Raw genomic sequence first — 26,011 nt, forward strand, 5'->3', positions numbered from 1 at the left:
GGTGCACATGGCACCGGCCCGGTCGTCGGCGTGCTCAGGCGGCCGTGCTGTACGACACCGGCGTGAAGCCCTGCGCGTTGGTCAGCGCCAGGCGCGAGTGCAGGTCGGTGGTGCCGGCGATGGCGGCGTAGTAGCCGGCCCGGCGGCGCGCGGTGATGCTCTCCGGGTTCTCCGGCACCGGCGCGAGCTCCGGGTCGAGGTGCGTGTTGAGGCCGTCCTTGAGCAGCGACAGCGCCTCGGCGCGCAGCTGGCTGATCCGGCTCTCGGTCACGCCCAGGTCGGCGGCGATGTCCGCCATCGGCCGCTCCTTCAGGAAGTACTCGGTGATGACGGTGTGCAGGCGCTCCGGCAGGGCCGCGATCGCGTGGTGCAGGTAGCCGATCTGCTCGCGGCGGATCAGCATGGCCTCGGGGCCGGGGGTGCGCTCGGTGACCAGGTCGTCCGCGCTGCTGGTGGTGAAGCCCTGCAGCGACAGCACGGTGGCGCGCTGCACGTCGTTGTCCGTCTGGTGCAGGTCGGTCGTGGTGGTGCCCAGCGCCTGCGCCAGCTCCTCGTTGGTCGGCGTCCGGCCCAGCGTGGTGGTCAGGTTCTGCCGCGTGGTGTCGGTGGCCCGCGCCTTGGTCCGTACCGAGCGGGTCGCCCAGTCCAGCGAGCGCAGCTCGTCGAGGATGGCGCCGCGGATCCGGGTGGTGGCGAACCGGTGGAACGGGATGCCGCGGGTCCGGTCCCAGCCACGGGCGGCGGTGACCAGCGCGTGCAGTCCGGCGCTGGTGAGGTCGTCGCGGTGGATGTGGTTCGGGATGCGGCTGAGCATGTCGCGCACCAGGTGGCCGACCAGCGGCATGTGGGTGCGGATCAGTTCTTCCTGCTCGCGGGCGGACAGGGCCGGCACGGCGGTCGCGGTGTCGGCGGCGAGGTCGGCAGCGGTCGTCATGGTGCTGGTCATGTGAATCCCCCGTGTGTTGTCGGTGACCCGCGACTGGTGGGCACCGGCTGACAAGGAGAGACTCTGCGTGACGCTGGGTACATGTTTTGGTGGCGGACAGTTGCCGGGTGGTTGCTTCGGCGTCGGCCCTCAGGCCCGCGCGAGGGCGACGTCGACGGTGGCCAGTTCCCAGACGAAACGGGCCGGGGCGAAGGCCTCCGCGTACCGCACCCGGGCCTGCGCGCCGAAGTGCCGGGCGGTGCCGGTGGGCAGCTCGGGGTCGACCGGGAACGGGGCCTCGGCCAGCGCCGCGAGCTTGCGGTCCAGGAACGGCGAGATGTCGACGAACAGCGCGGGGGCGAACTGCAGGGTCGACTCGCCGGCGTAATGCAGGATCCGGCTGCTGTGCCGGGCGGCCGACAGCGTGGCCACCGCCGCGGCCCGGTGCTCGGCGTTGGCGTCGTCGGGGGCGTGCACGTAGATGACATCGGCGTCGACGCCGGTGAGCACGTTCTCGATGGCGGCCACCGTCATCGCGGCGGACGAGATCAGGCCGGGCCAGCTCTCCCCGGGCCGCTGGTGGCGCGACCGGCGGTCGGCGTGGCCGCGGGTGTGCACCCGGCGGTCCCCGGACCGGCGCTCGGCGGCCTGCGGGCCCCAGACCAGCAGGCAGTCGAGCTCGCGCGCGGCCGCCTCGGCCTGCCGGCTGCGTTCGGTGTCCAGCCCGTCACAGGTCAGCACGAGCATCGTGACGGAGTCGCCGGCGGCCCGGTGCGCGGCGAGCGTGCCGGCACAGCCGAACTCGATGTCGCCGGGGTGGGTGCCGACCGCCAGCACGCTGCGGGTCATGCGGTCCGCCGCTTGCCCAGGTCGACCACGCCGGCGGCGCCGAGCACGCTCAGCACCAGGGCGCCGAGCGGGCCGGGCTCGTCGGCGTCCCCGGCGAAGAGCCCGGTGACCAGGGCCGTGGTGAGCGCGGCCCGGCCGATCCATGAGGAGTAGAGCCGAATCATCCTGGCCTCCGTGGTCACCGGTGCGCCACCGCGGGGGTCGGCGGCGCTGATTGTCCATCGGCCGGGGGCCCCTCGGGTTGAGGGTTGTGGCGCGGCTGCGGCAGGCTGGTCGGATGGATCTCACCGACTCGGGCACCACCGTCAACCTGATCGCCGGCGTGGCCCTGCTGGCCGGCGTCCTGGGCGTGGTGGTCCCGGTGCTGCCCGGGCTGCTGCTCTGCTGGCTGGCGGTGCTGCTCTGGGCGATCCTGGGCGACGCGGACGGCGGCCGGTGGGTGGTGCTCGCGCTGGCCACCGTGGTGGCGATCGGCGGCACGGTGGTGAAGTACCTGTGGCCCGGCAAGCGGCTGAAGAGCACCGGGGTGCCCACGTCGTCGCTGCTGATCGCCGGGGTGGTCGGGATCGTCGGCTTCTTCGTGGTGCCGGTGGTGGGGCTGGTGCTCGGCTTCGTCCTGGGCCTCTGGGCGGCCGAGCGGCTGCGGCTGGGCCCCGGTCAGGCCTGGCCGTCGACCCGGCAGGCGCTCGGCGCGGTGGGGCTGTCGCTGCTGGTGGAGTTCGCCGCGGCTCTGGGCATCGCGGTGATCTGGGTCTTCGGCCTGCTGGCGACCTGAGGGGTCAGCGCGGCCCGACCGGTCGGCGTGGCCCGACCGGTCGGCGTGGCCCGACCGGTCGGCGTGGCCCGACCGGTCAGCGTGGCCCGACCGGTCGGCGTGGGCTGACCGCTCAGCGCGGGCTGGCCGGTCGGCGCGGCCTGATCGGTCAGCGTGGGCTGGCCGGTCAGTGCGGGCTGGGTGCGGCGCTGCGGGCCCGGGTGCGGCGGCGCAACCGCTGGCGGCGGCGCTGGGTGAGCAGCAGCAGGAGCGGGGCCCCGGCCAGCACAACCGCGAGAACGGCCGCCAGGCCCAGTGACAACCCGCGATCCGTGGCGGCGCGGACCGCGGCGGGGGCGGGCCGCTGCCGATCGGCCGGGGCCGGGGCGACGTTCGTGTCCGCCGCCGTACCCCTGGGGTCGGCACCGTCCGGCTCGACCAGCTTGCCCACCGACGCGTCCTTGGGCAGCGAGAAACCCCAGTCCAGCAGGGCGGCGCCCTGCTGCCAGCCGCGCAGCGGGGCGGCCTCGGCGCCGAGCAGGGTGGCGACCAGGCGGCGGCCGTTGCGCTCGGCGCCGCCCACGTAACTGTGCCGGGCCAGCTTGGTGAAGCCGGTCTTGCCGCCCAGCGCGCCCGGGTAGTTGAAGATCAGCTTGTTCTCGTTCTGGATCTGGAAGCCGCCCTTCTTCAGCTTCTTCTGCGCCGGGATCTGGGTGCGCTCGGTGCGGGCATACTTGCCGAAGTCCGGCTTGGCGAAGCACTGCCGGGCGATCAGCGCCAGGTCGTACGCGCTGGTGAACTGCCCGGGCCCGTCCAGGCCGGACGGGGTCACCGCATGCGTCTGGTACGCCCCCAGCCGCCGCGCCTCGGCGTTCATCGCCGCGACCGTGGCGGGCAGCCCGCCCTTGCCGCCACCGAGGCGGGCCAGGGTGTTGGCCGCGTCGTTGCCGGAGTTGAGCAGCAGACCGAGCCAGAGCGTGCTGACCGGATACTTGCCGCCCTTGACCAGGCCGACGGCCGAGCTGCCCGGCTCGATGGCCAGGTCGCCGTCGGTGATCGTGGCGACCAGCTCGGGGTCGAGCTTGTCGAGCACGGTCGCGGCCAGCAGCAGCTTCTGCACGCTGGCCGGAGTGCCGTAGACGTGCGGGCCGCAGCTGCCGAGCACCTCGCCGGTGTCCAGGTCGGCGACCAGCCAGCTGGTGGCGGTGAGCGCGGGCGGCTTGGCGGCGCCGCGCGGCACGATCAGGCCGTTGGTGTCGAGCGCGTCGCCGCCGACGGCCCGGAGCACGGGATCGTCCTTGGGCGGGGTGGGCCGGGCCGGCCTGCCGGGCGGCGGCTTGATCTTGGGCCGCGGGCAGGGGACGGTCGCGGCTCGCGCCTGCGCTTGCGCGGCTCCTGCTTGCGCGGCTCCTGCTTGCGCGGCTCCTGCTTGCGCGGCTCCTGCTTGCGCGGCTCCTGCTTGCGCGGCTCCTGCTTGCGCGGCTCCTGCCTGGGCGGCTCCTGCCTGGGCGGCTTGACCCAGGACGGCTTGGGCCGGCCGAGGCTGGGCCCGCGCGGCCTGGGCCTGGGCCGGGGTGGCCAGGGCCGGGGTGGCCAGGACGGTCGTGGCGGCGAGGGCCGCCAGGATCCGGTGCCGGGTGGAGGTGGGGGTGTCGGTATGCCTCACGGCCACTCGGCTCCCGCATCGAGTCGGCGCTGGAGCAGCTGCTCCAGCGGCATGGTCTCGCCGTCGCCGCCGCCCGCCCCGACGATCAGCCGGGGCGCGCTGGGCGACACGTCCGCGCCCGTGAAGCGGGCGCGCAGCGAGGAAGGGACGGACAGGACGTAGAACAGGCCGTCCTCGCCGACGGCCACCGAGCGGTTTGCCTTCAGGTACCAGCCGCGCAACCGGGTGCGGTAGGTCGCGTGGCCGTCGAACGCCCGGGCCCGCAGCACGACGGGCGCCAGGCCACGCTCGGCGGCCCGGCGGACGAACCCGGTGAGCAGCCGGCCTGCCTGCTCGGCCTCGGCGGCCCGGCCGGCCTCGAACGCGGCGGCGTGCCCGGCGACGGCCTGCCGGCGCTGCTCGTCCCAGGCGGCACGGTGGTCGGCGTCCATGGCGACGACCCTAACGGCATCCACGCGCGGCCAGCCACCCGGGTTTTCCCGACCCCGATGCTAACCGCGCGGCCGCCCGCGATTCCGCGGAATAGCGCGGTCGCATTTAGCGAAGGACCGGGGCGATAATTGCCCGGGGTCTCCGTTATTCTGTGAAATTCAGGCGAACAGTTGCGCGCGGAGTGCGTCACAGGCGAGACTGGGCGCGTTCTTCGGATTACGTCAGGAGTCGTTATGGCGCGGCAGGTAATCACGACCCTCATCGACGACCTGGACGGAAAGCCGGCCGACCGGACGGTGGAGTTCAGCCTCGACGGCACGAGCTACACCATCGACCTTTCCGAGGCCAATGCCGGCAAGTTGCGCAAGGCGCTGGACCCGTTCATCGAGGCGGGCACCCGCCTCGGCCGGAGCGGTTCCGGCCGCGGTCCGGGCCGCTCGGCGAGTGGCCCGACCCGCACCGCCGGCAGCCGCGACGAGAACAGGCTGATTCGCGAGTGGGCGGCCGAGAACGGCCACCAGATCTCCGAGCGGGGTCGCATCCCGCAGAACGTCAGCAACGCCTATCGGGCGGCACACGGTCGTTGATCCCTTGTGGTCGCCGGGCCGGACGCACCACTGACGGTGCGTCCGGCCCGGCGCATCACCGCTCCTCGTGACCCCGGGGCGGCGTGCGGGCCGCTCACCGGGACTCCCGGGCCCGGCGTGGTGGTCCCATCCCGGTAGGTCCGCTCCGGTCCCGCGTTCGCCCGCGCCGAGCCTGGCGCCGGCCGGGATCTGCTCGCCCACCTTCGCGAACGGCCGCGGGCCGCGACGCCGAACCTTGCCGCAAAGTCGATGGTCAATGCCCTGTGGGGGCGGTGCTCCCCGGGTCGGCGGGCCGGCCCCGGCCCGGCTCGGAATGGCGGGGAACCGCACGCCCGCGCCGCCGGCCGTTATCCCGGCAATGTCGTGGGCAACGGCCGGGCGTCCGCAACCGCCGCGCCGCTCACGGCTTCGGCGGCAATGACCGGGTCGGTCCGGTGGCCCGGCCGGGGACGGTTCGGCGCATCGGCCGCCTCGCGAACCGGATAGCCAGGTCAGGCAGCCGACCGACAGCCCGGCAATGCGCTTGCCGCACCCACGACGGCTGCCCGCGCCGGCAATGCGCGGGGCCGGCCCACTGGCCTACCGGCGCGCCGGCAATGCGTGCGGTGGTCCGGTGGCCTACCGGCGCGCTGACAATACGAGGGGGGCCTGGTAGCCGACCTGCTTCCAGCAATGGATGCGGTGGCGCGGTGGCTGACCGGCGCGCCGGCAATGCGCCCGGTGGGCGGCCTGCGTCCGGCAATGCGCCCGGTGCCCCGCTGGGCGACCTGCCTCCGGCAATGCGCGCGGTGCCCCGCTGGGCGACCTGCCTCCGGCAATGCGCGCGGTGCCCCGCTGGGCGACCTGCCTCCGGCAATGCGCGAGGCGGCCCCGGTGGCGGCCAGGGTTCGGCAATGCGACGTGGCGGTCCCGCATCGGTGGCCGGCATTGAGCCCCCGCGGCCCCGGACCCCGGAATGGAGGCCCGGCGGCCCGCCCAATCCGGTCTGCCAACCCGCCCCGCGCGACCCGGCAATGGGCACCCCCCGGCCCGGGGCGCGCAACGGCGCGGCCCCGGTAAAGGCCGCCCCGCCCGGTAATAGCTCGACCGCAAAGAGCCGGCGCCGTAATCCACCGCCCGCTCTTGCCGTAAAACCGGCAAACGGCGCTCGTGGGCAGCAACAACCCACACCAGTCATCGTGGCAATCCGTGCGCGGCCGGTGACTCTCGGGCTTGGGTGCTCCGTGGCGCGGGACGGCGAATGGCCCGTACCCGGATAAAGATCGATCGTTCCGGAAGGGTCGTTTCCGGAAACATTCCGGTCGGTCGGGCCCGGCGGTTCAGGAAGCGCGGAGTTTCGGCAGCATCGACGCCACCGTTTCCAGCACCTTTTCGTCGCCTGCGTACCAGCTCGAGCGGCGCGGCCAGTGCGTCAGCACGTCGGTGAAGCCGAGTTCCGCCGCCCGGCCCACCGCCTCCGTGAAGGCGTCCGCGCTGCTGAGCGAGAAGACCGGGGACGAGTCCAGGTTGAGGTACCGGTCCACGGCCCGCCCGTTCGCCGCCTCGGTGAACCGGGCGCTGACCTCGGCCACCGAGCGCCACCAGGCGTCCTCGTCGTCGACCCCCCGGGCGCCGGTGGTGACCCAGCCGTCGCCGTACCTCGCGGCCAGCCGGAGGGTGCGGGGGCCGTTCGCCGCCACCACCAGCGGCGGGCGTGGGTGCTGTACCGGGCCGGGGGTGCTGCGGGCGTCGACGGCGCTGTAGTACGTACCGGTGAAGGTGATTCTGTCTTTCTCCAGCAGCTGCGTGAGCAGCGCGAGGAACTCGGCGAAGCGGTCCACCCGGGCGCGCGGGGTCAGCTCGGCCGCGCCCAGCACCGCCGAGTCGAAGCCCGTGCCGCCCGCGCCCGCGCCGATCAGCAGCCGGCCCTCGGAGATGTCGTCCAGGGCGGTGAGCTCGCGGGCGAAGTGCACCGGGTGCCGGAAGTTCGGGGAGGCCACGAAGGTGCCGAGCCGGATCCGGCGGGTCACCATCGCCGCGGCGGTCAGCGTCGGCACCGCGTCGAACCAGGGCCCGTCGACCAGATCGCGCCAGCCCAGGTGGTCGTAGGTCCAGGCGTGGTCGAAACCGTACTCCTCGGCCCGGCGCCAGCGCCGGCCCGCCACGGACCAGCGTTCGTCCGGAAGGATCACGATGCCGATGCGCACGCGAGGACGCTACCTCACGCCGAACGCAGGCCGTCCTCGTCGCCGTCGGCCCGGGCCGGTGCCGCCGCGTTGTCGAACGCCGCCAGCGCGCGGACCAGTTCCTGCCGGCGGGCCGGGCTCATCCGTTCGAGCACCTCCGCCAGCGCCGCCCGGCGGCGTTCCCGCAGCTCGTCCAGCAACCGCCGGGCCGCGGAGGTGATCAGCAGCCGCACCTCGCGGCGGTCGCGCGGGTCCGGCACCCGGCGCAGCAGGCCGGTGGCCTCCAGCCGGTCGCACAGCCGGCTGGCCGACGACGGCACCACGTCCAGCGCCTCGGCGAGCCGGCTCATGTTCGTGTGCTCGCTGCGCGAGATGATCGTGAGCACCCGCAGCTGCGCCGGTGGTACGGCCGGCGACTGCGCGAGCCGGGCGCTCTCGAACACAGCCAGCAGCGACTCCACCGTCGACTCCACCGCCGCGGCGACGTCCGTGACGCGCTCCATGCCGTTCCTCTGTGTGCTGGAAACCCGGGGGATGCTGGATTCGGGCCGTTGAGCTCTCAAGACTGGACCATCCCGGTCATCGTCGCCAGTCGAGGCAGACGGTGACTGCATCGTCGTCCGGGTCCGCGCCCGCGTGGTAGTCACGCAGGCTGCGCATCACCGTACCGACCGCCTCGGTGGCGGGTTGCAGGCGCGTCCGGCGCAGCGCGGTCAGCAGGGCGGCCTCCCCGTACGGCGCCCGCCCGCCCGGCGTGGCCGCGTGCACCCCGTCGCTGACCACGAGCAGCCGGTCGGCCGCTTCGAGCCGGAACCGCTGGATCTCGTACCGGGTCTCGCCGAACATGCCCAGCGGCAGCTGTTGCTCCAGGGTCACCGCCTGGATGTCACGCTCGCGGGCGATGACGGCGCGTGGTGAGCCCGCGTCCACCGCCTCCACGTGCCCGTCGATCAGGTCGATCTCGAGCAGCAGGGTGGCGGCGTGCCGGGCGCCGCCGTACCGGGAGTGGACCGCGTCGCTGGCCAGCTCGGCCTGCTCGACGATGTTGGCGCCGGAGCGGCGGGCGTTGCGCATGGCGTTGACCGCGACGGCGGTGAGCATCGCGGCCTCCAGGCCGTCGCCGTCGCCGTTGAGCACGGTCAGGGTGAGCCGGTCGCCGGCCAGCGTCCAGTCGAAGTGGTCGCCGTAGACCGCGTACGCCGGTTCGAGCTGCCCGGCGACCAGGAAGCGGTCGTCGCCCAGCGCGCGTCCCGGCAGCAGCTCCCACTGCAGCTCCGCGGCCATGGTCAGGCGTTCCCGGCGGATCACCCGGCGGTACCGGTCGGTGACCAGGTGGGCGGCGCGCAGGGCGACGGCGAGCTCGTCCGCCACCGCCGACAGGTCGCTGGTCAGGCCGGTGCCGGCGGGCAGCGTGGTCTCCACCACCAGCACGCCGAGGCGCTCGCCCCAGACCGCCAGCGGCAGGTACACGCGGTTGGTGTCGGCGGTGAGGTCGACCAGCGGCCGCTGGCTGCCGAAGCAGCGCACGGCCAGGGCGTCGCCGGCCGGGCCGTCCGGGGCGAGCACCGGCCAGAGGCCGGTCAGGGTCAGGTCGCCGAGCAGCATCTCGACCTGGCCGGCCGCGTAGTGCCGGCGCAGGTGCTCCACCACGACCTCGGGAAGCCGGTCGGGCGGGGCCGCGCGCAGCAGCGCGCCGACCGGCGTCGGACGATCGGACACGATGACCTCTCTTTCCCCTTGGCGCGACAACGCGACACCACAGCAATATTTGCTGTACGGCAAGGATGATAAAGGCAGCACGGAACGACCCGGCGGATCAGGGGTACGGGGACAGCCGGGCCGCTCAGCGCGAGCCGGGGCCGCCGGCCAGCGCGAAGGACTTCTCGAAGTGGATGAGGCTGCCGCTGCGCGGTGTCGACTGCATCCGGACGTTGTCGCTCAGTGCCTTGATCAGGAACAGTCCCCGGCCGCGCTCGCTGTCCGGCGTGGGGTCGCGCATCGCGCTCGCGTCGAAGCCCGCGCCGTTGTCGGCCACGTCGATCGCGCACCGGTCCTCGGCCACGTCGAGCAGCACCTCGATGCCGTCCGCGCCGGTGGCGTGCTTGACCACGTTGGCGCACGCCTCGGTCAGGGCCAGCTCGAGGTCCTCGCCGTCCTGGCGGTCGACCTGGAAGGCCGAGAGGGCGCAGCGCAGCAGCCGGCGCACCGCCGGCACGCTGTCGACCTCGCGTGGCAGGTTGAGCCGGACCGAGATACGCATGCGACTCCACCTCCCCGCTGTTCCGATGCCCTTGATGTTCCCGCTGCACTCCCTGCCTAACCAGGTGTGGCCGATATCGCTGCTTGCCCGGTCCGGAACCGGCCGCCCGAAGTTCTTGTTATCGCGGGCCGTTCGGTCGGTCTCCCTTCCCGTGGTCGGCGAAAGCGGCGCCGCGCGCAATGATGATCGAGGCATACAGGAAGGTCAGGACTCTGATGGCGGTTCAACCGGACACCGCGACGGTGGTCGCTGCCCGCGCCGGCGATCCGGCCGCGGTCGATCGCCTGGTCGCCGGGTACCTGCCGCTCGTCTACACGATCGTCGGCCGGGCCCTGGACGGGCACGCCGACGTTGACGACGTCGTGCAGGACACCATGCTCCGGGTCCTGCGCAACCTCGGTGACCTGCGCGAACCCGAGGCGTTCCGGTCCTGGCTGGTGGCCATCACGGTCCGCCAGGTGCGCGAGCGCTACCGGGTACGGCGGTCCGCGCCGGACACCCTGCTGCCCGACGACGTCCGCGACCCCGGCGCCGACTTCACCGACCTGGCGATCACCCGGCTGGAGCTGGCCGGGCAGCGCCGGGAGACCGCCGAGGCGACCCGCTGGCTGGACGAGGACAACCGGGAGCTGCTCTCGTTGTGGTGGCTGGAGGCCTCCGGCGAGCTGACCCGCGACGAGATCGTCGCCGCCACCGAGGTGACCCGCCAGCACGCCGCGGTCCGGATCCAGCGGATGAAGGGCCAGCTCGAGACGGCCCGGGTGGTCGTCCGGGCGCTGGCCGCCGCCCCGCCCTGCGCGGACCTGGCCCTGGTCACCGCCGAGTGGGACGGCCGGCCGGGCGCGCTGTGGCGCAAGCGCATCGCCCGGCACACCCGGGACTGCCGGCAGTGCTCCCCGGCCTGGTCCGGGCTGGTCGCGGCGGAGCGGCTGCTGGTCGGCATGGCGCTGGTGCCGCTCCCGCACTCGCTGAGCAGCGGCGCGCTGGGCGCGTTCGGCGGGGTCCAGGCCGGCTCGCACGCCGCGCACGCGGTCTCCGGCAAGGCGCTGGCCGCCAAGATCGCCATCAAGGGCGGCGCCGGGGTCGGCCGGCGGGCGCTGACAGCCATGCTGGCGACCGGCACGGTGGCCGGCGGCGGCGCGGCCGTGGTCGTCTACAGCAACGCCGACAAGCCGGTCGCCAACGCGGCGGTGATCTCCACCGCGGCGCCCACGCCCCGGCTGTCCCTGCCGGCCCCCGCCACGCCCGGCGCCACCTCGGCGGTGCCCTCGGCCAAGCCGTCACCGTCGAAGAGGAAGACCACGGCGCCCGTACCCGTGCCGCCCACCGCGACCTCGGCGAAGAAGGGGGTCGGCACCTGGCAGTTCGCCGGGATCAAGGGCGCCCTGGATGACGTCGGCGCGGGCTGGTACTACAACTGGTCGCCGGACAACGACTCCATGCCGGCGCCGGGCGACGTCGAGTTCGTCCCGATGATCTGGGGCAAGGACAACGTCACCTCGGCCACCCTGGCCAAGGCCAAGCGCGAGGGTGACGTGCTGCTCGGCTTCAACGAGCCGGACATGGGCGGGCAGGCGAACATGAGCGTCGAGGACGCGCTGGCCGCGTGGCCCAAGCTGCAGGGCACCGGCCTGCGGCTCGGCAGCCCGGCCGTCGCCTACGGCGGTGACACCGCCGGCGGCTGGCTGGACCGGTTCATGAAGGGCGCGAAGGCCCGGAACCTGCGGGTCGACTTCATCACCCTGCACTGGTACGGCTCGGACTTCAGCGACGCCGCGGTCAAGCAGTTCCTCGGCTACGTCGACGCCGTGCACGCCCGCTACGACCTGCCGGTCTGGGTCACCGAGTACGGCCTGATGAACTTCACCGGCTCCCCGAAGTACCCGACCGGCGCCCAGGAGGCGGCCTTCATCACGGGCAGCACCAAGGGCATGGAGAAGCGCGCGTTCGTCGAGCGGTACGCCTGGTTCGGGCTGCCCGCGGTCGGCGACAGCGTGGACTTCGGCCTCTACCGGGACTCCTCGACCCCCACCGAGGCGGGCAAGGCGTACAAGGCCGCCGGGTAACGCCGCGGGATAGGGTCGGATCATGATTCGGTTCGGCTACAAGGCATCGGCGGAGCAGTTCGCCCCGCGCGAGTTGCTCCGCTACGGCATCCAGGCCGAGCAGCAGGGCTTCGACTCGGTGTTCGTCAGCGACCACCTCCAGCCGTGGCGGCACGACGGCGGGCACGCGCCCGCCGCGCTGCCCTGGCTCGGCGCGCTCGCCGCCGGCACCGAGCGCGTGCTGCTCGGCACCAGCGTGCTCACCCCGACCTTCCGCTACCACCCCGCGGTGGTCGCGCAGGCGTTCGCCACCCTCGGCTGCCTGGCCCCCGGCCGGGTCATCCTGGGCGTGGGCTCGGGGGAGTCGCTCAACGAGGTCCCGCTCGGCCTGACCTGGCCGGACGGCAAGGAGCGCTTCGCCCGCCTCAAGGAGGCGGTCACGCTGATCCGGCAGCTGTGGACCGAGGACCGGGTGACCTTCGAGGGCACCTTCTACCGCACCGAGCTGGCCACCATCTACGACAAGCCGGAGCAGCCGGTGCCGATCTACATCGGCGCCTCCGGCCCGGCCGCGACCCGGCTCGCCGGGCGCATCGCCGACGGCTTCATCACCACCAGCGGCAAGGGCCACGAGCTCTACACCGACACCCTGCTGCCGGCGGTCCGCGAGGGCGCCGGCAAGGCCGGCCGGGCGCTGACCGACGTCGACCTGATGATCGAGGTGAAGGTCTCCTTCGACCCGGACCTCGAGCAGGCGCGCAACGACACCCACTACTGGGGTGCGCTCGCGCTCTCGCCGGAGGAGAAGACCGGCGTGGAGGACCCGATCGAGATGCAGCGGCGCGCGGACGCGCTGTCGGTGGACCGTACGGTCACCCGCTGGATCGTCTCGGCGGACCCCGACGAGCACGCGGCGAAGGTCGCCGAGTATCTCGACATGGGCTTCCAGCACCTGGTCTTCCACGCCCCCGGCCCGGACCAGGACCGCTTCCTGCGGGTGTACGGCGAGCAGATCCTGCCCCGGCTCCGCGACCGGGCCAAGAACTAGCTACTGCTCGCGGAAGTTCTCGCCGGGCACCGCGCGCAGGTGTGACCGGCCGTCCCAGCGCTCGTCCCGGCCCTCACCCCGGATCACGGTGAGGTCCGGGCGGCCCGGCTCGGTGCCGCGCCGCCGCTCGAACCGGCGCACGTCCCCGCCCCGGCCGTCCCGGTCCCGGGCGGGTGGCGGCACCGAGTGCCGGGCGGCGTGCCGTCCGGTCGGCTCGTCCCGGTAGGCCGCGGGGCGCGGGCTCGGGGCCTCGTACCGGCGTTGCCGGGGTGCCGCGGCGCGGCGGCCGATCCGCCAGCGGCGCACGTACTCGCTCCACGCGGTCCGCAGTGCGCGCAGCGCCGCGGGCAGCAGCCGGCGCGGCCGATCCTCGCCGTAGATCCGCGGATAGCCGACCGTGGCGACCTCCACCACCCGCAAACCCTGGGTGGCCGTCCGCAGCGTGGCCAGCGTGTCGATCTCCGGGCCCTCGCCCCAGGACAGCCGGCCGCGCCGGGGGCCGCGCGCGTCCGGGGCGGGCAGCTCCAGCCCCGGCAGCAGCTCCCGCCAGTAGGCGTTGTAGCCGCAGCTGAGGTCGGTGAAGCGGGTGCCGAAGAACAGGTTCACGACGCGGCACAGCACGCCGTGGCCGAAGCGTTCCGCGGCGCCGGCGTCCCGGTGGTCGCCGCCCGGCCGGAAGCGCGAGCCGTGCGCGGCCTCGGCGCCGGAGAGCAGTGCGTCCACGAAGCGCGGGATCTCCTGCGGGTCGGCCGAGCCGTCGGCGTTGAGCGTGACCACGATGTCGCCGGTGCTGGCGGCGAACCCGCAGACCAGCGCGTTGCCCTTGCCCGAGCGGGTCTGCCGCACCACGACCACGTCGGGGCGGACCTCGCGGGCCACCGCCACGGTGTCGTCGCTGGACCGGCCGTCCACGACGATCACCTCGTCCACCGGCGGCAGGTTCTCCAGGATCAGCGGAAGGTTGTGTTCCTCGTTGAGGGCGGGGATCACGACGGTCACGGACGGCGTCACCCACGACTCGTGGGGCGGCTGCGAGCGCGGCGCGGGAGGCATGGCGGTGGCTCCTCGGCGGGTCTGGCGGTACGGGGGTACTCGGGGGACCGGCAACAACTTACCAACCGACTACGGTGCGTCAACCGGTCGCGAGGACGGCGCCGGAACCGCGGCGATAGTGTCTGCGGAGGGCCGCCGGCCCCTGGAGAGGATGGGTCGCAGTGAAACTGGGTCTGCACATCGCCGACTTCACCTGGACCGGAGGCGTGCCGCGGCCGGGCGCCACGCCGGCCGAGGTGGCCACCGCCGAGGTCGTCCCCGGGGTCGAGGCGCTGTGACGGTACGGGCGGTGGTCTTCGACCTCGACGGCGTCATCATCGACACCGAGGAGGTCTGGGAGGAGGTGCGCCGCGGGTACGTCGCCGAGCACGGCCGCGCGTTCCTGCCGGACACCCAGACCCGGTTGATGGGCATGAGCACCGGCGAGTGGTCCACCCACCTGAGCGTGGACGTGGGCGTGCCCCGTACCCCGGAGCAGGTCGCCGCGGACGTCCTGGGCCGGATGGCCGAGCGGTACCGCGCGGATCTCCCGTTGATCCCCGGGTCGGTCGACGCGGTCCGGCGGATCGCCGAGCGGTTCCCGGTCGCCCTGGCCAGCTCGTCCGCGCGGCTCCTCATCGACCAGGTCCTCCAGACGGCCGGGCTGACCGGCACGTTCCGGGTGACGCTGTCGACCGAGGAGGTGCCGCGCGGCAAGCCGGCGCCGGACGTGTACCTGGCGGCGGTCGAGCGGCTGGGGCTGACCCCGGAGTTCTGCGCGGCGGTCGAGGACTCCAGCAACGGCCTGCGGTCCGCCGCCGCTGCGGGGCTCTCGGTGATCGCGGTGCCGCACGGGGTCTACCCGCCGGCGGCGGACGCGCTGGCGCTGGCCGAGCTGGTCATCACCGGGCTGGACGAGCTCACGGTCGAGGCGGTCGGCAAGCTCCGCTGACCGGCCCGCCCCGGCCGGTCAGAACCCTGACCTCTCCCGGGTCTCCCGGTAGTCCGGCAGGGTGATGCCGGCGCTGCGGTCGCCGGCGATCCGGTACGTCATGGTCATGAACCATTCCCGGTTGTGCAGCCAGTTGCGGATCGCCAGCCCGCGCGCGGTCTTCGGGGCCAGGAACCGGCCGGCGCCCGCGCCGCCGCGCTGAGCCCGCCGGGCGAACGGGCGGATCCGCTCCTCGTACCGCGCGAACGCCACGGTGTGGTCGCCGCCGGCCGCGGCCAGCTCGCCCGCCAGCGTGTACGCGGCCACCAGCGCCGTGCCGTTGCCCATGCCGCCGAGGGTCGCGCCGCAGGCCGCGTCGCCGACCAGCGCGACCCGGCCGCGCGACCACGGCTTGATGTCCACCCGGCAGATCTGGTCGAAGTACAGGTCGTCGGCGGTCGCCAGGGCGGCCAGCATGCGGGGCACGGCCCAGCCCAGGTCGGCGAAGCGCTCGTGCACCAGGCGTTTCTGCGCGCCGAGGTCGTGCCGGTCGTAGGACAGCTCCGGCGCGGCGAAGACAACAAAGGCGCCGGCCCGCGCCGGGTCCCGGTGGTCGCCGCCGATCGAGGCCAGCCGCCCGGGCACGTTGTAGCCCAGGGTGTCGCGGCCCGGGCCGAGCTCGTCGGGCATCGCCCAGCCCGCCACGTAGTAGCCGAGGTGGCTGACGTAATCGCGCTCCGGGCCGAAGGTCAGCCGCCGCACGTTCGAGTGCACCCCGTCCGCGCCGACGACCAGATCGAAGGTGCGCTCCCGGCCGGAGGCGAAGGTGACGTCGACGCCGTCCGCGGTCTCGGCCAGCGCGGTGATGCTGTCGCCGAAGAGGTACTCGGTCCGGTCGCCGCCGGCCGCGCAGAGGATCCGGGACAGCTCGCCGCGCAGGATCTCCAGGTCGCCACCGGCGAAGTCGGCCGGCATCTCCATCACCCGCCGGCCGTCCGCGTCGACGAACCGCATCGCGGTGCCGCCGGTCTGCGCCGCCCGCAGCTCGTCCAGCACGCCCATCCGGCGCAACAGCCCGAGGTGCACCGGGCCGCGGAAGTCCACGGCGTTGCCGCCGGTGCGCAGCGCCGGGGCGAGCTCCACGATCGTCGGCCGGAACCCGTGCCGGCCCAGCCAGTAGGCGAGCGCGGGCCCCGCGATGCTCGCGCCGGAGATCAGAACGCTGCTGCCGGTCATGGCGGCTCCAAACTGTGTCCATGGGTATCAGTTATTTCTGTGTACGGTAGAGACAGTTGTCCCCGAAACGCAAGAGGTCGTCGGATGTCGGTGGAGTTCCTCTGGGGCGGGCGCGCCGAGCCCACGCGCGGCCCGAAGCCGGCGCTGACCCTGGCGGGCATCACCGCCGCCGCGATCACGGTCGCCGACGCCGAGGGCCTGGCCGCGGTCTCGATGCAGCGGGTCGCCGCCGAGCTGGGCAAGACCAAGATGTCGCTCTACCGCTACCTGCCGGGCAAGGCCGAGCTGGTGGCGCTGATGATCGAGCAGGCCATCGGCGACCCGCCGGAGCTGCGGGCGGACGCCTGGCGCGCGGCGCTCACCGAATGGTCGGAACAGCTGTTCGCGGCCTACCTGCGGCACCCGTGGTCGGTGGACGCCACGGTCGGCCGCCGCCCGCTCGGCCCGCGCGAGCTGGGCTGGATGGAGTGCGCGCTGGCCGCGCTGGGCGCCGGCTCGGGGCTCACCGGGGCGGAACGCCTGGACGCCGTCGCGGTGCTGGCCGGGCACGCCCGGATGTTGGCCCAGCAGGCCGCCGCCCGGCTCGACGAGGACGACATGAACGCGGCCATGGGCGAGGTGATGACGCTGCACGGGGAACGCTTCCCGTACCTGATGGCAGCGATGCGCGAGACGGCCGCGGGAGGCGGGCAGAACCAGGCGTTCACCTTCGGCCTGAACCGCATCCTGGACGGCCTCGAAACGCTGATCAACCGCCGTGCGACACCCGCCTGAGCGGCTGGTCAATGTATTACGAAGGTAATACGATTGGTGCATGGGTTCTCGTCGGGGCCCGCGCCATGGACGAGAAGCAACTGGCGCAGTTCGAGCAGTGGGAGGCGGGGCAGTCATGACGACGTTTCACGGAGACGACATGACCGCTGTCGCGGAGGCCGTCGCTGACGGCGAGATGACGTTCGAGGACGGGTTTGAGGTGTCGCTGCCGGCGGTGCCCGATGGCGAGCCCAAGGTCGTCTGCTCCGTACGTCTGCCCGTTGACGTCTACCAGCGGCTGCGGACGGTTGCCGCGGCGCGGGGGGTCAAGCCCACCGGGCTCATGCGTGACTGGATCGTGGCAGGTCTCGCGACGACCGACGAGGACCGCACCATTTCGGTGGCCGATCTGCTCCGGGTCGTGGCCGCGCTGCCGCAGCCGCCGGGCCCGCGGCCGGAACGGGACGCAGCCTGAGGAGCCCGGCGCATCCGCTGGGGATGCGCCGGGTTCCGGGGAGTCCTACTGCGGCAGTTGCCGGCGGTAGGACGGGGCCGTGCGCTCCGCCGGGGTCACCGGCGTGGTCGTGATCTTCGCGTCGGCCGGGGCCGGCGGCAGGGTGGCGCGGCCGGTGACCGGCAACGTCAGGCGGCTGGCGGCCAGGTCCACTGTGACCGTTGCGCCCGTGTTCGGCGCCTCGGTGAACTGCGGGTCGCTCTGGGTCAGGATCAGGCCCAGCGTGTGCCCGGCCGGGACCGTCACGTCATAGGCGTTGATCGGCACCGTCACCGTGTACCAGCGGTCCGGCCGCAGCGGGGTGGTGAAGCGCAGCGACACGTGGTGCGCCGCGTCCAGCCAGCCGCGGGTCAGCACCTCGTGGTCGGTGGTCACCACGCGTTCGGCCACGTCGCGGTAGCAGGCGTCGTCGGCCGGGGTGGACGAGCCCCAGCAGGATTCCGTGGTCAGCGTCCGGACTCCCTCGCCGCGCCGGTAGTCGACCCGGGTCGCCGTGCCGTAGTCGACCAGCCGGGCGGTGAGCTGGGTGGTCGGGCGGTCGACCCGGACCCGCAGCCGGACCGCCGGCGAGCCGGAGAGGCGCAGCGGGGTGGCCAGCGGGCCGTACAGGACGGCGAGGCGGCCCGGGACCTCGGTGGACGGGGAGGCGACGGCCGCGTCCTCGGTCAGCGACGCGTCGGTGTAGGACGCCGGCCCCGAGCCGAGCCGGACGCTCACGTCCCGGGTGCCCGGCAGCGGCCAGTCCCGGGCCTCGGTGAAGACGCCGGGTGCGGTCTCCAGCGTCGCCCGCGGCTCGGCCGGCGCCCCGTTCGGCAGGCCCTGGAGCCAGTAGTCGAACCACTCGTGCAGGGTGTCCACCCACTCCGCGCGGCGGACGTCGAACGGGTCCACGTGCCCGGTCCGGTGCAGCCAGATCTTCCGCGGCACCCGGTGCTCGGCCAGTTCCTGCCACCAGGCGGCGAACTGCGGGGTGGTCACGTTCAGGTCGTTCACGCCGTGCACCACGAAGACGCTCGCGTGCACCCGGCCGGCCGCCGGGCGGTAGTCGCGGGCCCGCCAGAACGCGTTGTAGTCGCCGGTGTCGTCGGCGCTCTCGGTGGCCAGCGCGGAGGTCACCGCGGCGCACTCGGTGAGCCGGTCGCTGACCACCGACTGCAGGTAGTTCGGGTAGCCCGCGGAGCGCAGCGAGCCGTTGTACCGCATGTAGTCGTACCAGCTGGAGATGGCCGAGATCGGGACGATGGTCTCCAGGCCGCGGACCCCGGTGGCGGCCACGCCGTTGGCCACCGTGCCGTCCCAGGACTTGCCGATCATGCCGACCTTGCCGGTGCTCCAGGAGCGGGCCGAGACCGGGGTGCCGTCGGCGGCGAAGCCCCGGGCCCGGCCGTTGAGCCAGTCGATCGCCGCGCGGGCGCCGGCCACCTCCGCCGGGCCGCCGACGTCCTCGCAGCCGGTCGAGCGGTTGGTGCCGCTGAGGTCGACGGCGGCGAACGCGTACCCGCGCGGCACGAAGTAGTTGTCGTAGAACAGCGGCGCCTTGCTGATCACGCCCTGGGCGTCGTACTGCTTGAGCTCGCTCTCGTTGCCGCGGCCGCAGCAGGCGTAGTAGGGCGAGGCGTCCATGATGATCGGCACCCGGACACCCGCGGCCGTGCGCGGGCGGACCAGGTCGACCGCCACTCGGTCGGGGATGCCGTCCCGGTCGGCGTCGGTGGGGGTCTCGACCCACACGCTCTCGCGGATCGCGTCGGCGTAGTCGTAGACGGGCACGGTTTCGCCGCCGCGGATGAAGGGCGGCGCGGCCGCGGCGGGTGCGGGCACGCTGAGGAGGCCGGCGAGCAGGACGAGGGCGGCGAGCAGGGCTCGGGGTACGGCAGCGGGCATGGCGGTCCTTCCAGGAACGACGGACATCTATGCCATTCGATCGCATGAGCGCCCCGGGGTGAAGAAAGATCGCCCGTTCGTCCGCCGGAAACGGCCAGGTGTGAACGATCTTCACGACGGGTACCGCAGCCTCCGACCGCACAGGGAGGTGCCCGTGGAGACGCTCGCGGCTGAAGCGCTACGGCTCGATCTCGATGTACTCGACTACCTGATCCTCGCGATCTACTTCGCGACCGTCCTGGGCGTCGGTTTCGCCGCCCGGCGAGCGATCAAGACCAGCGCGGACTTCTTCCTCTCCGGCAGATCGATGCCCGCCTGGGTCACCGGTCTGGCGTTCGTCTCGGCCAACCTGGGCGCGCTGGAGATCATCGGCATGGCCGCCAACGGCGCCCAGTACGGCCTGATGACCCTGCACTACTACTGGATCGGCGCCGTGCCGGCGATGGTCTTCCTCGGCATCGTGATGATGCCCTTCTACTACGGCTCCAAGGTCCGCAGCGTCCCGGAGTTCCTGCGGCTGCGGTTCAACCGGCCCACCCACCTGTTCAACGCGGTCAGCTTCGCCGTCGCCCAGGTGCTGATCGCCGGGGTCAACCTGTACGCGCTGGCGCTGGTGCTCGACGCGCTGCTCGGCTGGCCGCTCTGGGTGTCGATCGTGCTGGGCGCGGCGATCGTGCTGCTCTACATCGGCATCGGCGGGCTCTCCTCGGCGATCTACAACGAGGTGCTGCAGTTCTTCGTGATCCTGGCCGGCCTGATCCCGATCACCATCGTCGGCCTGGTCAAGGTCGGCGGCATCAACGGGCTGTTCGACGCGGTCCGCGACAGCAAGCTCGGCGACGCCGCCCTGCACACCTGGCAGGGCACCGCGAGCTCGGACAACCCGCTCGGCGCGAACTGGATCGGCATCGTCTTCGGCCTCGGCTTCGTGCTGTCGTTCGGCTACTGGACGACCAACTTCGCCGAGGTGCAGCGGGCCCTGTCGGCCAAGGACATGAGCGCCGCCCGGCGTACCCCGATCATCGGCGCGTTCCCGAAGCTGCTGATCCCGGCGGTCACGGTCATCCCGGGCCTGATCGCGATCATCACCGTCAAGGGGCTCGGCGCCGACGAGGGTGACCTGATCTACAACAACGCCATCCCGCTGCTCATGCGCGACCTGCTGCCCAACGGCGTGCTCGGGGTCGCGGTGACCGGCCTGATCGCCTCGTTCATGGCCGGCATGGCCGCCAACGTGAGCGGCTTCAACACGGTCTTCACCTATGACATCTGGCAGGCCTACATCCGCAAGGACCGGGATGACGACTACTACCTGCGGATCGGCCGGATGGCCACGGTCGGCGGCATCGTGGTCGGCATCGGCACCGCGTTCATCGCGGCCGGCTTCAGCAACATCATGAACTACATCCAGGCGCTGTTCTCGCTCTTCAACGCGCCGCTGTTCGCCACCTTCATCGTCGGCATGTTCTGGAAGCGGATGACCGCCTGGGCCGGCTTCTGGTCGCTGGTGCTGGGCACCGCGTCGTCGCTGACCCTGTACCTGCTCTACCTGGCGGACGTCGTCACGTTCAACTCCGACCTGGAGGAGAGCTTCTGGGGCGCCGGGCTGGCCTTCTTCACCGCCGTGGCGGTCGCCGTCGGGGTCACCCTGGTGACCGAGTCCAAGCCCGAGAACCAGCTGCGCGGCCTGGTCTACGGCCTGGCCGGGCCGACCGCCTCCGGCGAGGTGATCATGGCGGGGGACAAGGTCTGGTGGCGCAACCCCGTCCTGCTCGGCGGCATCGCCGTCGGGCTGGCCGTGCTGCTCTACATCCCCGTCTGGTAACCGGCGTGAGCCACGAGAGGAGTTGACATGTCCGAGGAGACCAAGGGCGACGACGCGGAGAAGATGTCCGCGGCGGCCCGGCTGTTCGACGTGCGCCGGGTGATCGGCGGGCTGTTCGTGGTGTACGGCGTGATCGTCACGGTGCGCGGGATCTTCGACGGCGGCGCCGAGATCAACAAGGCGCAGGGCGTCCGGATCAACCTCTGGATGGGCCTGGCGATGCTGGCGCTGGGCGGGTTCTTCCTGCTCTGGCTGCGGCTGAGCCCCACCGAGGTACGCGCGCCCCGGCCGGATTCGACCGACGAGACGGGTCCACAGACACCCGAGGGGAACTGAATGGCAACCCGGGCCGCCCGTTTGATGGAGAACCCGGTGCGGCCCGGGTGCAAGACAGGTGCACCCGGACCCCGAACCTTCCGATTCGGCGGGGGTGCTCCCGATACTCAAGTCATGGAACCCATCGCCTCAGTGAGCCTCGCCGGCGGTGCCGCTCAACGGCCCGTCGGCTGGCAGATGCAGCTTCGCGTTGACTACGCGGTCAACAAGGTCATGCAGACGCATCGCGGCAAGTCCGAGGATGCGGTTGCGCAAGCCATTCAGGATCAGCTACGCAGCGTCGGCGTGGTGCCGAACAGCAGGCAGATCGCCCAGTACGCCGCGGTGATCTCCAGCCTGCCGCTGCTCCCGCCGAACAACCGGACCTCATGATCGCGGCTTCCCCCTCCCGGTGACCCCCCGGTCACCGGGCGGGGAAGCGCAGGATCCGGTCGTCGCCACCCTGCACGTCGCCCCGGCCGTCCCGGTTCGACGTGGTGAGCCAGAGCGCGCCGTCCGGTGCGACGGCTACGGTTCGTAGCCGCCCGTACCGGCCGGAGAACTCGTCCTTCGGCTCACCACCGTCGAGCGGCACGGTCCACAGCCGCTGCCCCCGCAGCGCGGCGACGTACAGGGTGTCGCCGGCGATCGCCGCGCCGGACGGCGAGGCCTCGTCGGTGCCCCAGGTGACGATCGGGTCGACGTAGTCGCCGTCGCCGCCCTCGCCCTCGACCTCGGGCCAGCCGTAGTTGCCGCCCGGCTCGATCTTGTTGACCTCGTCGAAGCGGTTCTGGCCGAACTCGATGCCGTACATCGTGCCGTCCGCCGCCCAGGCCAGGCCCTGCACGTTGCGGTGACCCAGACTCCAGACCGGCGAGCCGGCCCGCGGGTTGCCCGGCGCCGGTCTGCCCGCCGGGGTGAGCCGCAGGATCTTGCCGTTGCTGTCGTCCCGGTCCTGCGACTCGCTGCCGTCGCCCGCGTCCCCGGTGCCCACGTACAGCATCCGGTCGGGGCCGAAGGCGATCCGCCCGCCGTTGTGGATGCCGGCCTTGTCGATCCCGTCGAAGATCACTTCCGGGCGGCCGCCGCCGAGCTTGAACCGGACGATCCGGTTGTCCCGCGCGGCCGTGTAGTACGCGTAGACCCACTCGGTCTCGGCGTAGTCCGCCGGCACCGCGAGCCCGAGCAGCCCGCCCTCGCCGGCGGCCGAGACGCCCGGCACCGTGTAGACCTGCTGTGGCTTGCCGCCGCCGGCCCGGACCCGGAGCACGTCGCCGCTGTCCCGTTCGGCGACCAGCGCGCTGCCGTCGGGCAGGAAGGCCAGACCCCACGGCACGTCCAGCCCGGTCGCGACGGTCTCCGGCGCGCTCAGGTCCGGGGTGCCGCCGTGGCTGGACGGCGAGGCCGGAGCCGGCGCGGTGGCGGTCGCCTCCGCGGAGCGGCGGGGTTCGGGGGCGGCGGCCGGCTCGTCGCTGGAGCAGGCGGCCAGCAGCATCGCGCTCGCGGCGGTAACGGCCACTTTCCAGCGCAGACTCGGCCGATCGGCGGTTGACATGGGTCCCACCGTGCCTGGCCCGGCTGGGAGAAACCTGAACAAATCCCGGCCGTTATCAGATCTTCACAAATGCAGATAGATACATGCTTGACAGCGTTCGGCGATGGCCGGGAGGGTCCACTCACGATCTTCCCACCCATGGAGGCTCACACCATGACCCCAGCCCGCCGGGCTACCGCCTGCGTGTTATCTCTCCTGACAGCGGCCGCCGCGGCCCTGTCCGGGATCGCGCCGGCTGCCGCCGTACCCGCCGAGGACGACCTCGCGGTGTACGTCGGCACCCTTGACGCCGCACAACTCGAACGCCTCCGCGCCGTCGGCATCGACCACGATGAGAGCGCTGTGACCGCTGCCGCCGACGGCAAGGTCTCCGTACAGCCCATCCTCGGCCGCCGTCAGGCCGAGGCCCTGGTGAAGGCCGGCGTGCCGCTCACCGAGAAGCGGACCACCACGGCGATGCGCAAGCAGGCCGCGGCGGCGCCGACCGTGTTCCGCCAGTACAACGCGCCCGGCGGCCTGCGCGAGGAGCTCGCCGAGACGGTGGCCGCCAATCCGCGCCTGGCCAAGCTGGTCACGGTCGGCAAGACCGTGCGCGGCGTACCGATCCAGGCCGTGAAGGTGACCCGCGACGCGCGGGTCGTGCCGGACGGGCGCCGCCCCGCGGCGATCTACCTCGGCGCGCAGCACGCGCGTGAGTGGATCACCCCGGAGATGACCCGCCGGCTGATGCACCACGTGCTCGACGGCTACGGCACCGACCCCGCGCTGACCCGGCTGGTGAACACCACCGAGCTGTGGTTCCTGCCGGTGGTCAACCCGGACGGCTACGACTTCACCTTCACCGAGGGCCACCGGCTCTGGCGCAAGAACCTGCGCGACAACAACGGCGACGGCGAGATCACCGCCGGCGACGGCGTCGACCTCAACCGGAACTTCGGTGAGAAATGGGGTTACGACAACGAGGGTTCGTCGCCGGACCCGTCCAGCGAGACCTACCGGGGCCCGTCGCCCGCCTCCGAGCCCGAGACCAAGGCGCTCGACGCCCTGTTCAAGCGGGTCGGCTTCGAGTTCCTGGTGAACTACCACTCGGCCGCCGAGCTGCTGCTCTACGGCATCGGCTGGCAGGTCAGCACGCCCAGCCCGGACGACCAGATCCAGATCGCGCTGGCCGGTGACGACGCGCACCCGGCCGTGCCCGGTTACGACCCGGACATCTCGGCCGAGCTCTACACCACCAACGGCGACACCGACTTCCACGCCCAGGTGCGCACCGGTGCGCTCGGGTTCACCCCGGAGATGAGCACCTGCGAGACCATCTCCAACCTGTACCCGGACGACCAGTGGAACGCCGCGGACTGCGAGAGCGGCTTCAACTTCCCGGACGACGAGAAGCTGATCCAGGACGAGTTCCTGAAGAACGTGCCGTTCGCGCTCTCGGTCGCCGAGTCGGCCAAGGACCCGGGTCGCCCGGTCTCGACGGTCGGGCGCAGCACCGCCGACCTGACAGTGGACGCGTTCGACACCTCGTACGGCTCGCGCCAGCAGGTCGCGGTGACCGCCCGGCGCAGCCTGCGCGACGTCACCCTGCACTACCGGATCAACGGCGGGCGCGAGCGCACCGACGGGACCCGCGAGTGGAAGGGCGGCGAGCGGTACGGCGACGGCGTCGACACGTACTTCGCCGAGCGCCGCGGCACTGTGTCCAAGGCCCGCGCCAAGGACAAGGTGGAGGTCTGGTTCACCGCCCGCGACGGCCGCCGTACGGTCAAGTCGGCCCCGTTCACCTACACCGTGGCCGACAAGATCGGTGGTGACGTGCTGGTGCTCGCCGCCGAGGACGTCACCGGCGTCTCGCCGGCCAACACCGACGGCGCCACCAGCGCCCGGTACGCAGCCGCGCACGTGGCGGCCCTCAAGCGCGCCGGCCGCTCGGCCGACGTGTACGACATCGACACCAACGGCCGCAAGGCGCCGCACCCGCTCGGTGTGCTCTCGCACTACCGGACGGTGCTCTGGGAGACCGGCGACGACATCATCCCGCGCGCGCCGGGCCAGCCGGGCGGCACCGCGGCCCGCTCGACCCTGGAGACCGAGCTGGCCGTCCGGGACTACCTGAACGAGGGCGGCAAGCTGCTGTTCGGCGGCAAGTACGCCGGCTTCGCGCAGGCCGCGAACGGCTCGTACGTGTACCAGCCCGAGGGGCCGGGCGAGTGCCTCGCGGCGAACGACCCGACCTGTCTGCCGCTGAGCAACGACTTCCAGCAGTACTGGCTGGGCGCGTTCTCGTACGTCGACGACGGCGGGGCCGGCCCGGACGGCGCCCCGCTGCCGCTGATCGGCGCCGAGGGGGCCTTCACCGGCTTCACCGGCACCCCGGCGGGCGACCACACCGCGTCGTTCCTGGCCACCTCGAGCTTCCTGCCCAAGGACCAGTTCCCGCAGTTCGGCAGCTCGAAGGCCCCGCTCGACTGGCAGCTGCCCGGCGCCGCGCCGTACGACCCGTACGACGGCGACTGGTACCTGTGGAGCGGGCAGGCCGACGTGTCCTACAAGCGGCTCACCAAGACGGTCGACCTGACCGGGGCGACGGCCGCGCGGCTGAAGTTCCAGACGTCCTTCGACGTCGAGGCCGACTGGGACTTCATGTTCGTCGAGGCGCACGTGGTGGGCACCGACGAGTGGACCACGCTGCCGGACGCGGGCGGGCTGACCACCACGGCGACCGGCGAGAGCTGCGCGTCGAACATCCAGACCATCCACCCGTTCCTGGCGCACTACCAGGGCGAGGGCTGCACCCCGACCGGCACCACCGGCACCTGGAACGCGGCGACCGGCTCCAGCGCCGGCTGGCAGACGTTCGACGCCGACCTGGGCGCGTACGCGGGCAAGCAGGTCGAGCTCTCGATCTCCTACATGTCGGACTGGGGCACCCAGGGTCTGGGCGTCTTCCTGGACGACGTCCGGGTCGAGGTGGGCGGCGCGGTCGCGCAGCAGACCTCGTTCGAGACCGACCTCGGCGGCTGGGCCGTCGCCGGTCCGCCCCCGGGCTCGAGCAAGAACAGCAACGACTGGGCGCGCAGCCAGCTCGCCTTCGACTCCGGTGCCGCGGTGACCACCACGGACAGCGTCTACCTGGGCTTCGGCCTGGAAGGGCTGCCCGAGGACAAGCGGGCCGACCTGATCCGCCGGGCGCTGCGTCACCTGAAGAGGTAATCCTCTTTCGGCGGTAAACCGC

At 72.7% G+C, this 26,011-nt stretch carries 24 protein-coding genes; 11 read left to right on the forward strand and 13 right to left on the reverse strand.

The annotated features are described in order from the left end of the window. Positions 1-34: 34 nt before the first annotated feature. From ACIBQZ_RS22790 to ACIBQZ_RS22800, 3 genes are all read right to left on the reverse strand, one after another. Positions 35-946: a sigma-70 family RNA polymerase sigma factor gene (locus ACIBQZ_RS22790; RefSeq protein ID WP_396090761.1), complete on the reverse strand. Its 912-nt coding sequence runs from the start codon at positions 944-946 to the stop codon at positions 35-37. A 129-nt stretch (positions 947-1,075) separates the two neighbouring features. After that, a complete protein-coding gene (locus ACIBQZ_RS22795) occupies positions 1,076-1,774 on the reverse strand; it encodes a PIG-L deacetylase family protein (RefSeq protein WP_396090762.1) in 699 nt (232 codons plus the stop codon). Then, on the reverse strand, positions 1,771-1,938 hold the full coding sequence (locus ACIBQZ_RS22800) for a hypothetical protein (RefSeq protein WP_396090763.1): 168 nt from the start codon (positions 1,936-1,938) through the stop codon (positions 1,771-1,773). The genes ACIBQZ_RS22795 and ACIBQZ_RS22800 overlap by 4 nt, the downstream gene beginning before the upstream one ends. A 113-nt stretch (positions 1,939-2,051) precedes the next feature. Here ACIBQZ_RS22800 and ACIBQZ_RS22805 point away from each other — a divergent pair, with 113 nt between their 5' ends. Next, positions 2,052-2,549, forward strand: a complete 498-nt coding sequence (locus ACIBQZ_RS22805; protein WP_396090764.1) for a DUF456 domain-containing protein — start codon at positions 2,052-2,054, stop codon at positions 2,547-2,549. Positions 2,550-2,715: 166 nt separating this feature from the next. Here the strand turns inward: ACIBQZ_RS22805 and ACIBQZ_RS22810 are convergent, their stop codons facing one another. Then, positions 2,716-4,194, reverse strand: a complete 1,479-nt coding sequence (locus tag ACIBQZ_RS22810; protein ID WP_396090765.1) for a D-alanyl-D-alanine carboxypeptidase family protein — start codon at positions 4,192-4,194, stop codon at positions 2,716-2,718. Further along, entirely contained in the window at positions 4,191-4,625 is a 435-nt protein-coding gene (locus ACIBQZ_RS22815; RefSeq protein WP_396090766.1) for a hypothetical protein, read from the reverse strand. Before ACIBQZ_RS22815 ends, ACIBQZ_RS22810 begins: the two co-directional genes overlap by 4 nt. 234 nt (positions 4,626-4,859) lie before the next feature. On the opposite strand from ACIBQZ_RS22815, the gene ACIBQZ_RS22820 reads away from it, so the two are divergent. Beyond that, positions 4,860-5,213 (forward strand): Lsr2 family protein, encoded by a 354-nt coding sequence (locus ACIBQZ_RS22820; RefSeq protein WP_396090767.1) that lies wholly within the window; start codon positions 4,860-4,862, stop codon positions 5,211-5,213. Positions 5,214-6,532: 1,319 nt separating this feature from the next. Here ACIBQZ_RS22820 and ACIBQZ_RS22825 read toward each other — a convergent pair. The 4 genes from ACIBQZ_RS22825 to ACIBQZ_RS22840 form a co-directional block, all read right to left on the reverse strand. Then, on the reverse strand, positions 6,533-7,399 hold the full coding sequence (locus ACIBQZ_RS22825; protein WP_396090768.1) for an LLM class flavin-dependent oxidoreductase: 867 nt from the start codon (positions 7,397-7,399) through the stop codon (positions 6,533-6,535). Between the two features lie 14 nt (positions 7,400-7,413). Next, complete coding sequence (locus ACIBQZ_RS22830; protein WP_396090769.1) at positions 7,414-7,881, reverse strand: MarR family transcriptional regulator; 468 nt, start codon at positions 7,879-7,881, stop codon at positions 7,414-7,416. 76 nt (positions 7,882-7,957) lie between these two features. After that, positions 7,958-9,097, reverse strand: coding sequence for a PP2C family protein-serine/threonine phosphatase (locus ACIBQZ_RS22835; RefSeq protein WP_396090770.1), 1,140 nt, complete (start codon positions 9,095-9,097; stop codon positions 7,958-7,960). A gap of 124 nt (positions 9,098-9,221) precedes the next feature. After that, positions 9,222-9,638, reverse strand: coding sequence for an ATP-binding protein (locus tag ACIBQZ_RS22840; RefSeq protein ID WP_396090771.1), 417 nt, complete (start codon positions 9,636-9,638; stop codon positions 9,222-9,224). Between the two features lie 215 nt (positions 9,639-9,853). On the opposite strand from ACIBQZ_RS22840, the gene ACIBQZ_RS22845 reads away from it, so the two are divergent. Together ACIBQZ_RS22845 and fgd are read left to right on the forward strand one after the other, a co-directional pair. Next, a complete protein-coding gene (locus ACIBQZ_RS22845) occupies positions 9,854-11,704 on the forward strand; it encodes a sigma-70 family RNA polymerase sigma factor (protein WP_396090772.1) in 1,851 nt (616 codons plus the stop codon). A gap of 22 nt (positions 11,705-11,726) precedes the next feature. Further along, the gene (fgd, locus tag ACIBQZ_RS22850) at positions 11,727-12,731 is read left to right on the forward strand and encodes a glucose-6-phosphate dehydrogenase (coenzyme-F420) (protein WP_396090773.1); all 1,005 of its coding nucleotides are present in this window, start codon (positions 11,727-11,729) and stop codon (positions 12,729-12,731) included. Here fgd and ACIBQZ_RS22855 read toward each other — a convergent pair whose 3' ends face one another. After that, entirely contained in the window at positions 12,732-13,784 is a 1,053-nt protein-coding gene (locus ACIBQZ_RS22855) for a glycosyltransferase family 2 protein (RefSeq protein WP_396090774.1), read from the reverse strand. 274 nt (positions 13,785-14,058) lie between these two features. On the opposite strand from ACIBQZ_RS22855, the gene ACIBQZ_RS22860 reads away from it, so the two are divergent. Next, the gene (locus tag ACIBQZ_RS22860) at positions 14,059-14,715 is read left to right on the forward strand and encodes an HAD family hydrolase (protein WP_396090775.1); all 657 of its coding nucleotides are present in this window, start codon (positions 14,059-14,061) and stop codon (positions 14,713-14,715) included. Positions 14,716-14,733: 18 nt separating this feature from the next. Here the strand turns inward: ACIBQZ_RS22860 and ACIBQZ_RS22865 are convergent, their stop codons facing one another. Next, complete coding sequence (locus tag ACIBQZ_RS22865) at positions 14,734-15,930, reverse strand: FAD-dependent monooxygenase (protein ID WP_396090776.1); 1,197 nt, start codon at positions 15,928-15,930, stop codon at positions 14,734-14,736. A gap of 84 nt (positions 15,931-16,014) precedes the next feature. On the opposite strand from ACIBQZ_RS22865, the gene ACIBQZ_RS22870 reads away from it, so the two are divergent. Together ACIBQZ_RS22870 and ACIBQZ_RS22875 are read left to right on the forward strand one after the other, a co-directional pair. Continuing rightward, the gene (locus ACIBQZ_RS22870) at positions 16,015-16,704 is read left to right on the forward strand and encodes a TetR/AcrR family transcriptional regulator (protein ID WP_396090777.1); all 690 of its coding nucleotides are present in this window, start codon (positions 16,015-16,017) and stop codon (positions 16,702-16,704) included. A gap of 139 nt (positions 16,705-16,843) precedes the next feature. After that, complete coding sequence (locus ACIBQZ_RS22875) at positions 16,844-17,158, forward strand: hypothetical protein (protein WP_396090778.1); 315 nt, start codon at positions 16,844-16,846, stop codon at positions 17,156-17,158. 45 nt (positions 17,159-17,203) lie between these two features. Here the strand turns inward: ACIBQZ_RS22875 and ACIBQZ_RS22880 are convergent, their stop codons facing one another. After that, complete coding sequence (locus ACIBQZ_RS22880) at positions 17,204-19,081, reverse strand: Xaa-Pro dipeptidyl-peptidase (protein ID WP_396090779.1); 1,878 nt, start codon at positions 19,079-19,081, stop codon at positions 17,204-17,206. A 154-nt stretch (positions 19,082-19,235) separates the two neighbouring features. Here ACIBQZ_RS22880 and ACIBQZ_RS22885 point away from each other — a divergent pair, with 154 nt between their 5' ends. The 3 genes from ACIBQZ_RS22885 to ACIBQZ_RS22895 all read left to right on the forward strand — a co-directional run bounded on the left by ACIBQZ_RS22885 (position 19,236) and on the right by ACIBQZ_RS22895 (position 21,614). Then, complete coding sequence (locus tag ACIBQZ_RS22885; protein WP_396090780.1) at positions 19,236-20,906, forward strand: sodium:solute symporter family protein; 1,671 nt, start codon at positions 19,236-19,238, stop codon at positions 20,904-20,906. 27 nt (positions 20,907-20,933) lie between these two features. Beyond that, a complete protein-coding gene (locus tag ACIBQZ_RS22890) occupies positions 20,934-21,242 on the forward strand; it encodes a hypothetical protein (protein ID WP_396090781.1) in 309 nt (102 codons plus the stop codon). A 114-nt stretch (positions 21,243-21,356) separates the two neighbouring features. Further along, a complete protein-coding gene (locus ACIBQZ_RS22895; RefSeq protein ID WP_396090782.1) occupies positions 21,357-21,614 on the forward strand; it encodes a hypothetical protein in 258 nt (85 codons plus the stop codon). A gap of 31 nt (positions 21,615-21,645) precedes the next feature. On the opposite strand, the gene ACIBQZ_RS22900 is transcribed toward ACIBQZ_RS22895, so the two are convergent. Beyond that, positions 21,646-22,776 (reverse strand): PQQ-dependent sugar dehydrogenase, encoded by a 1,131-nt coding sequence (locus ACIBQZ_RS22900; protein ID WP_396090783.1) that lies wholly within the window; start codon positions 22,774-22,776, stop codon positions 21,646-21,648. 153 nt (positions 22,777-22,929) lie between these two features. On the opposite strand from ACIBQZ_RS22900, the gene ACIBQZ_RS22905 reads away from it, so the two are divergent. Next, complete coding sequence (locus tag ACIBQZ_RS22905) at positions 22,930-25,989, forward strand: M14 family zinc carboxypeptidase (RefSeq protein ID WP_396090784.1); 3,060 nt, start codon at positions 22,930-22,932, stop codon at positions 25,987-25,989. The last annotated feature ends 22 nt before the right edge of the window (positions 25,990-26,011 follow it).

Origin of the sequence: Actinoplanes sp. NPDC049599 (genome assembly GCF_044465625.1) — a bacterium.
Classification (GTDB): Bacteria; Actinomycetota; Actinomycetes; order Mycobacteriales; family Micromonosporaceae; genus Actinoplanes.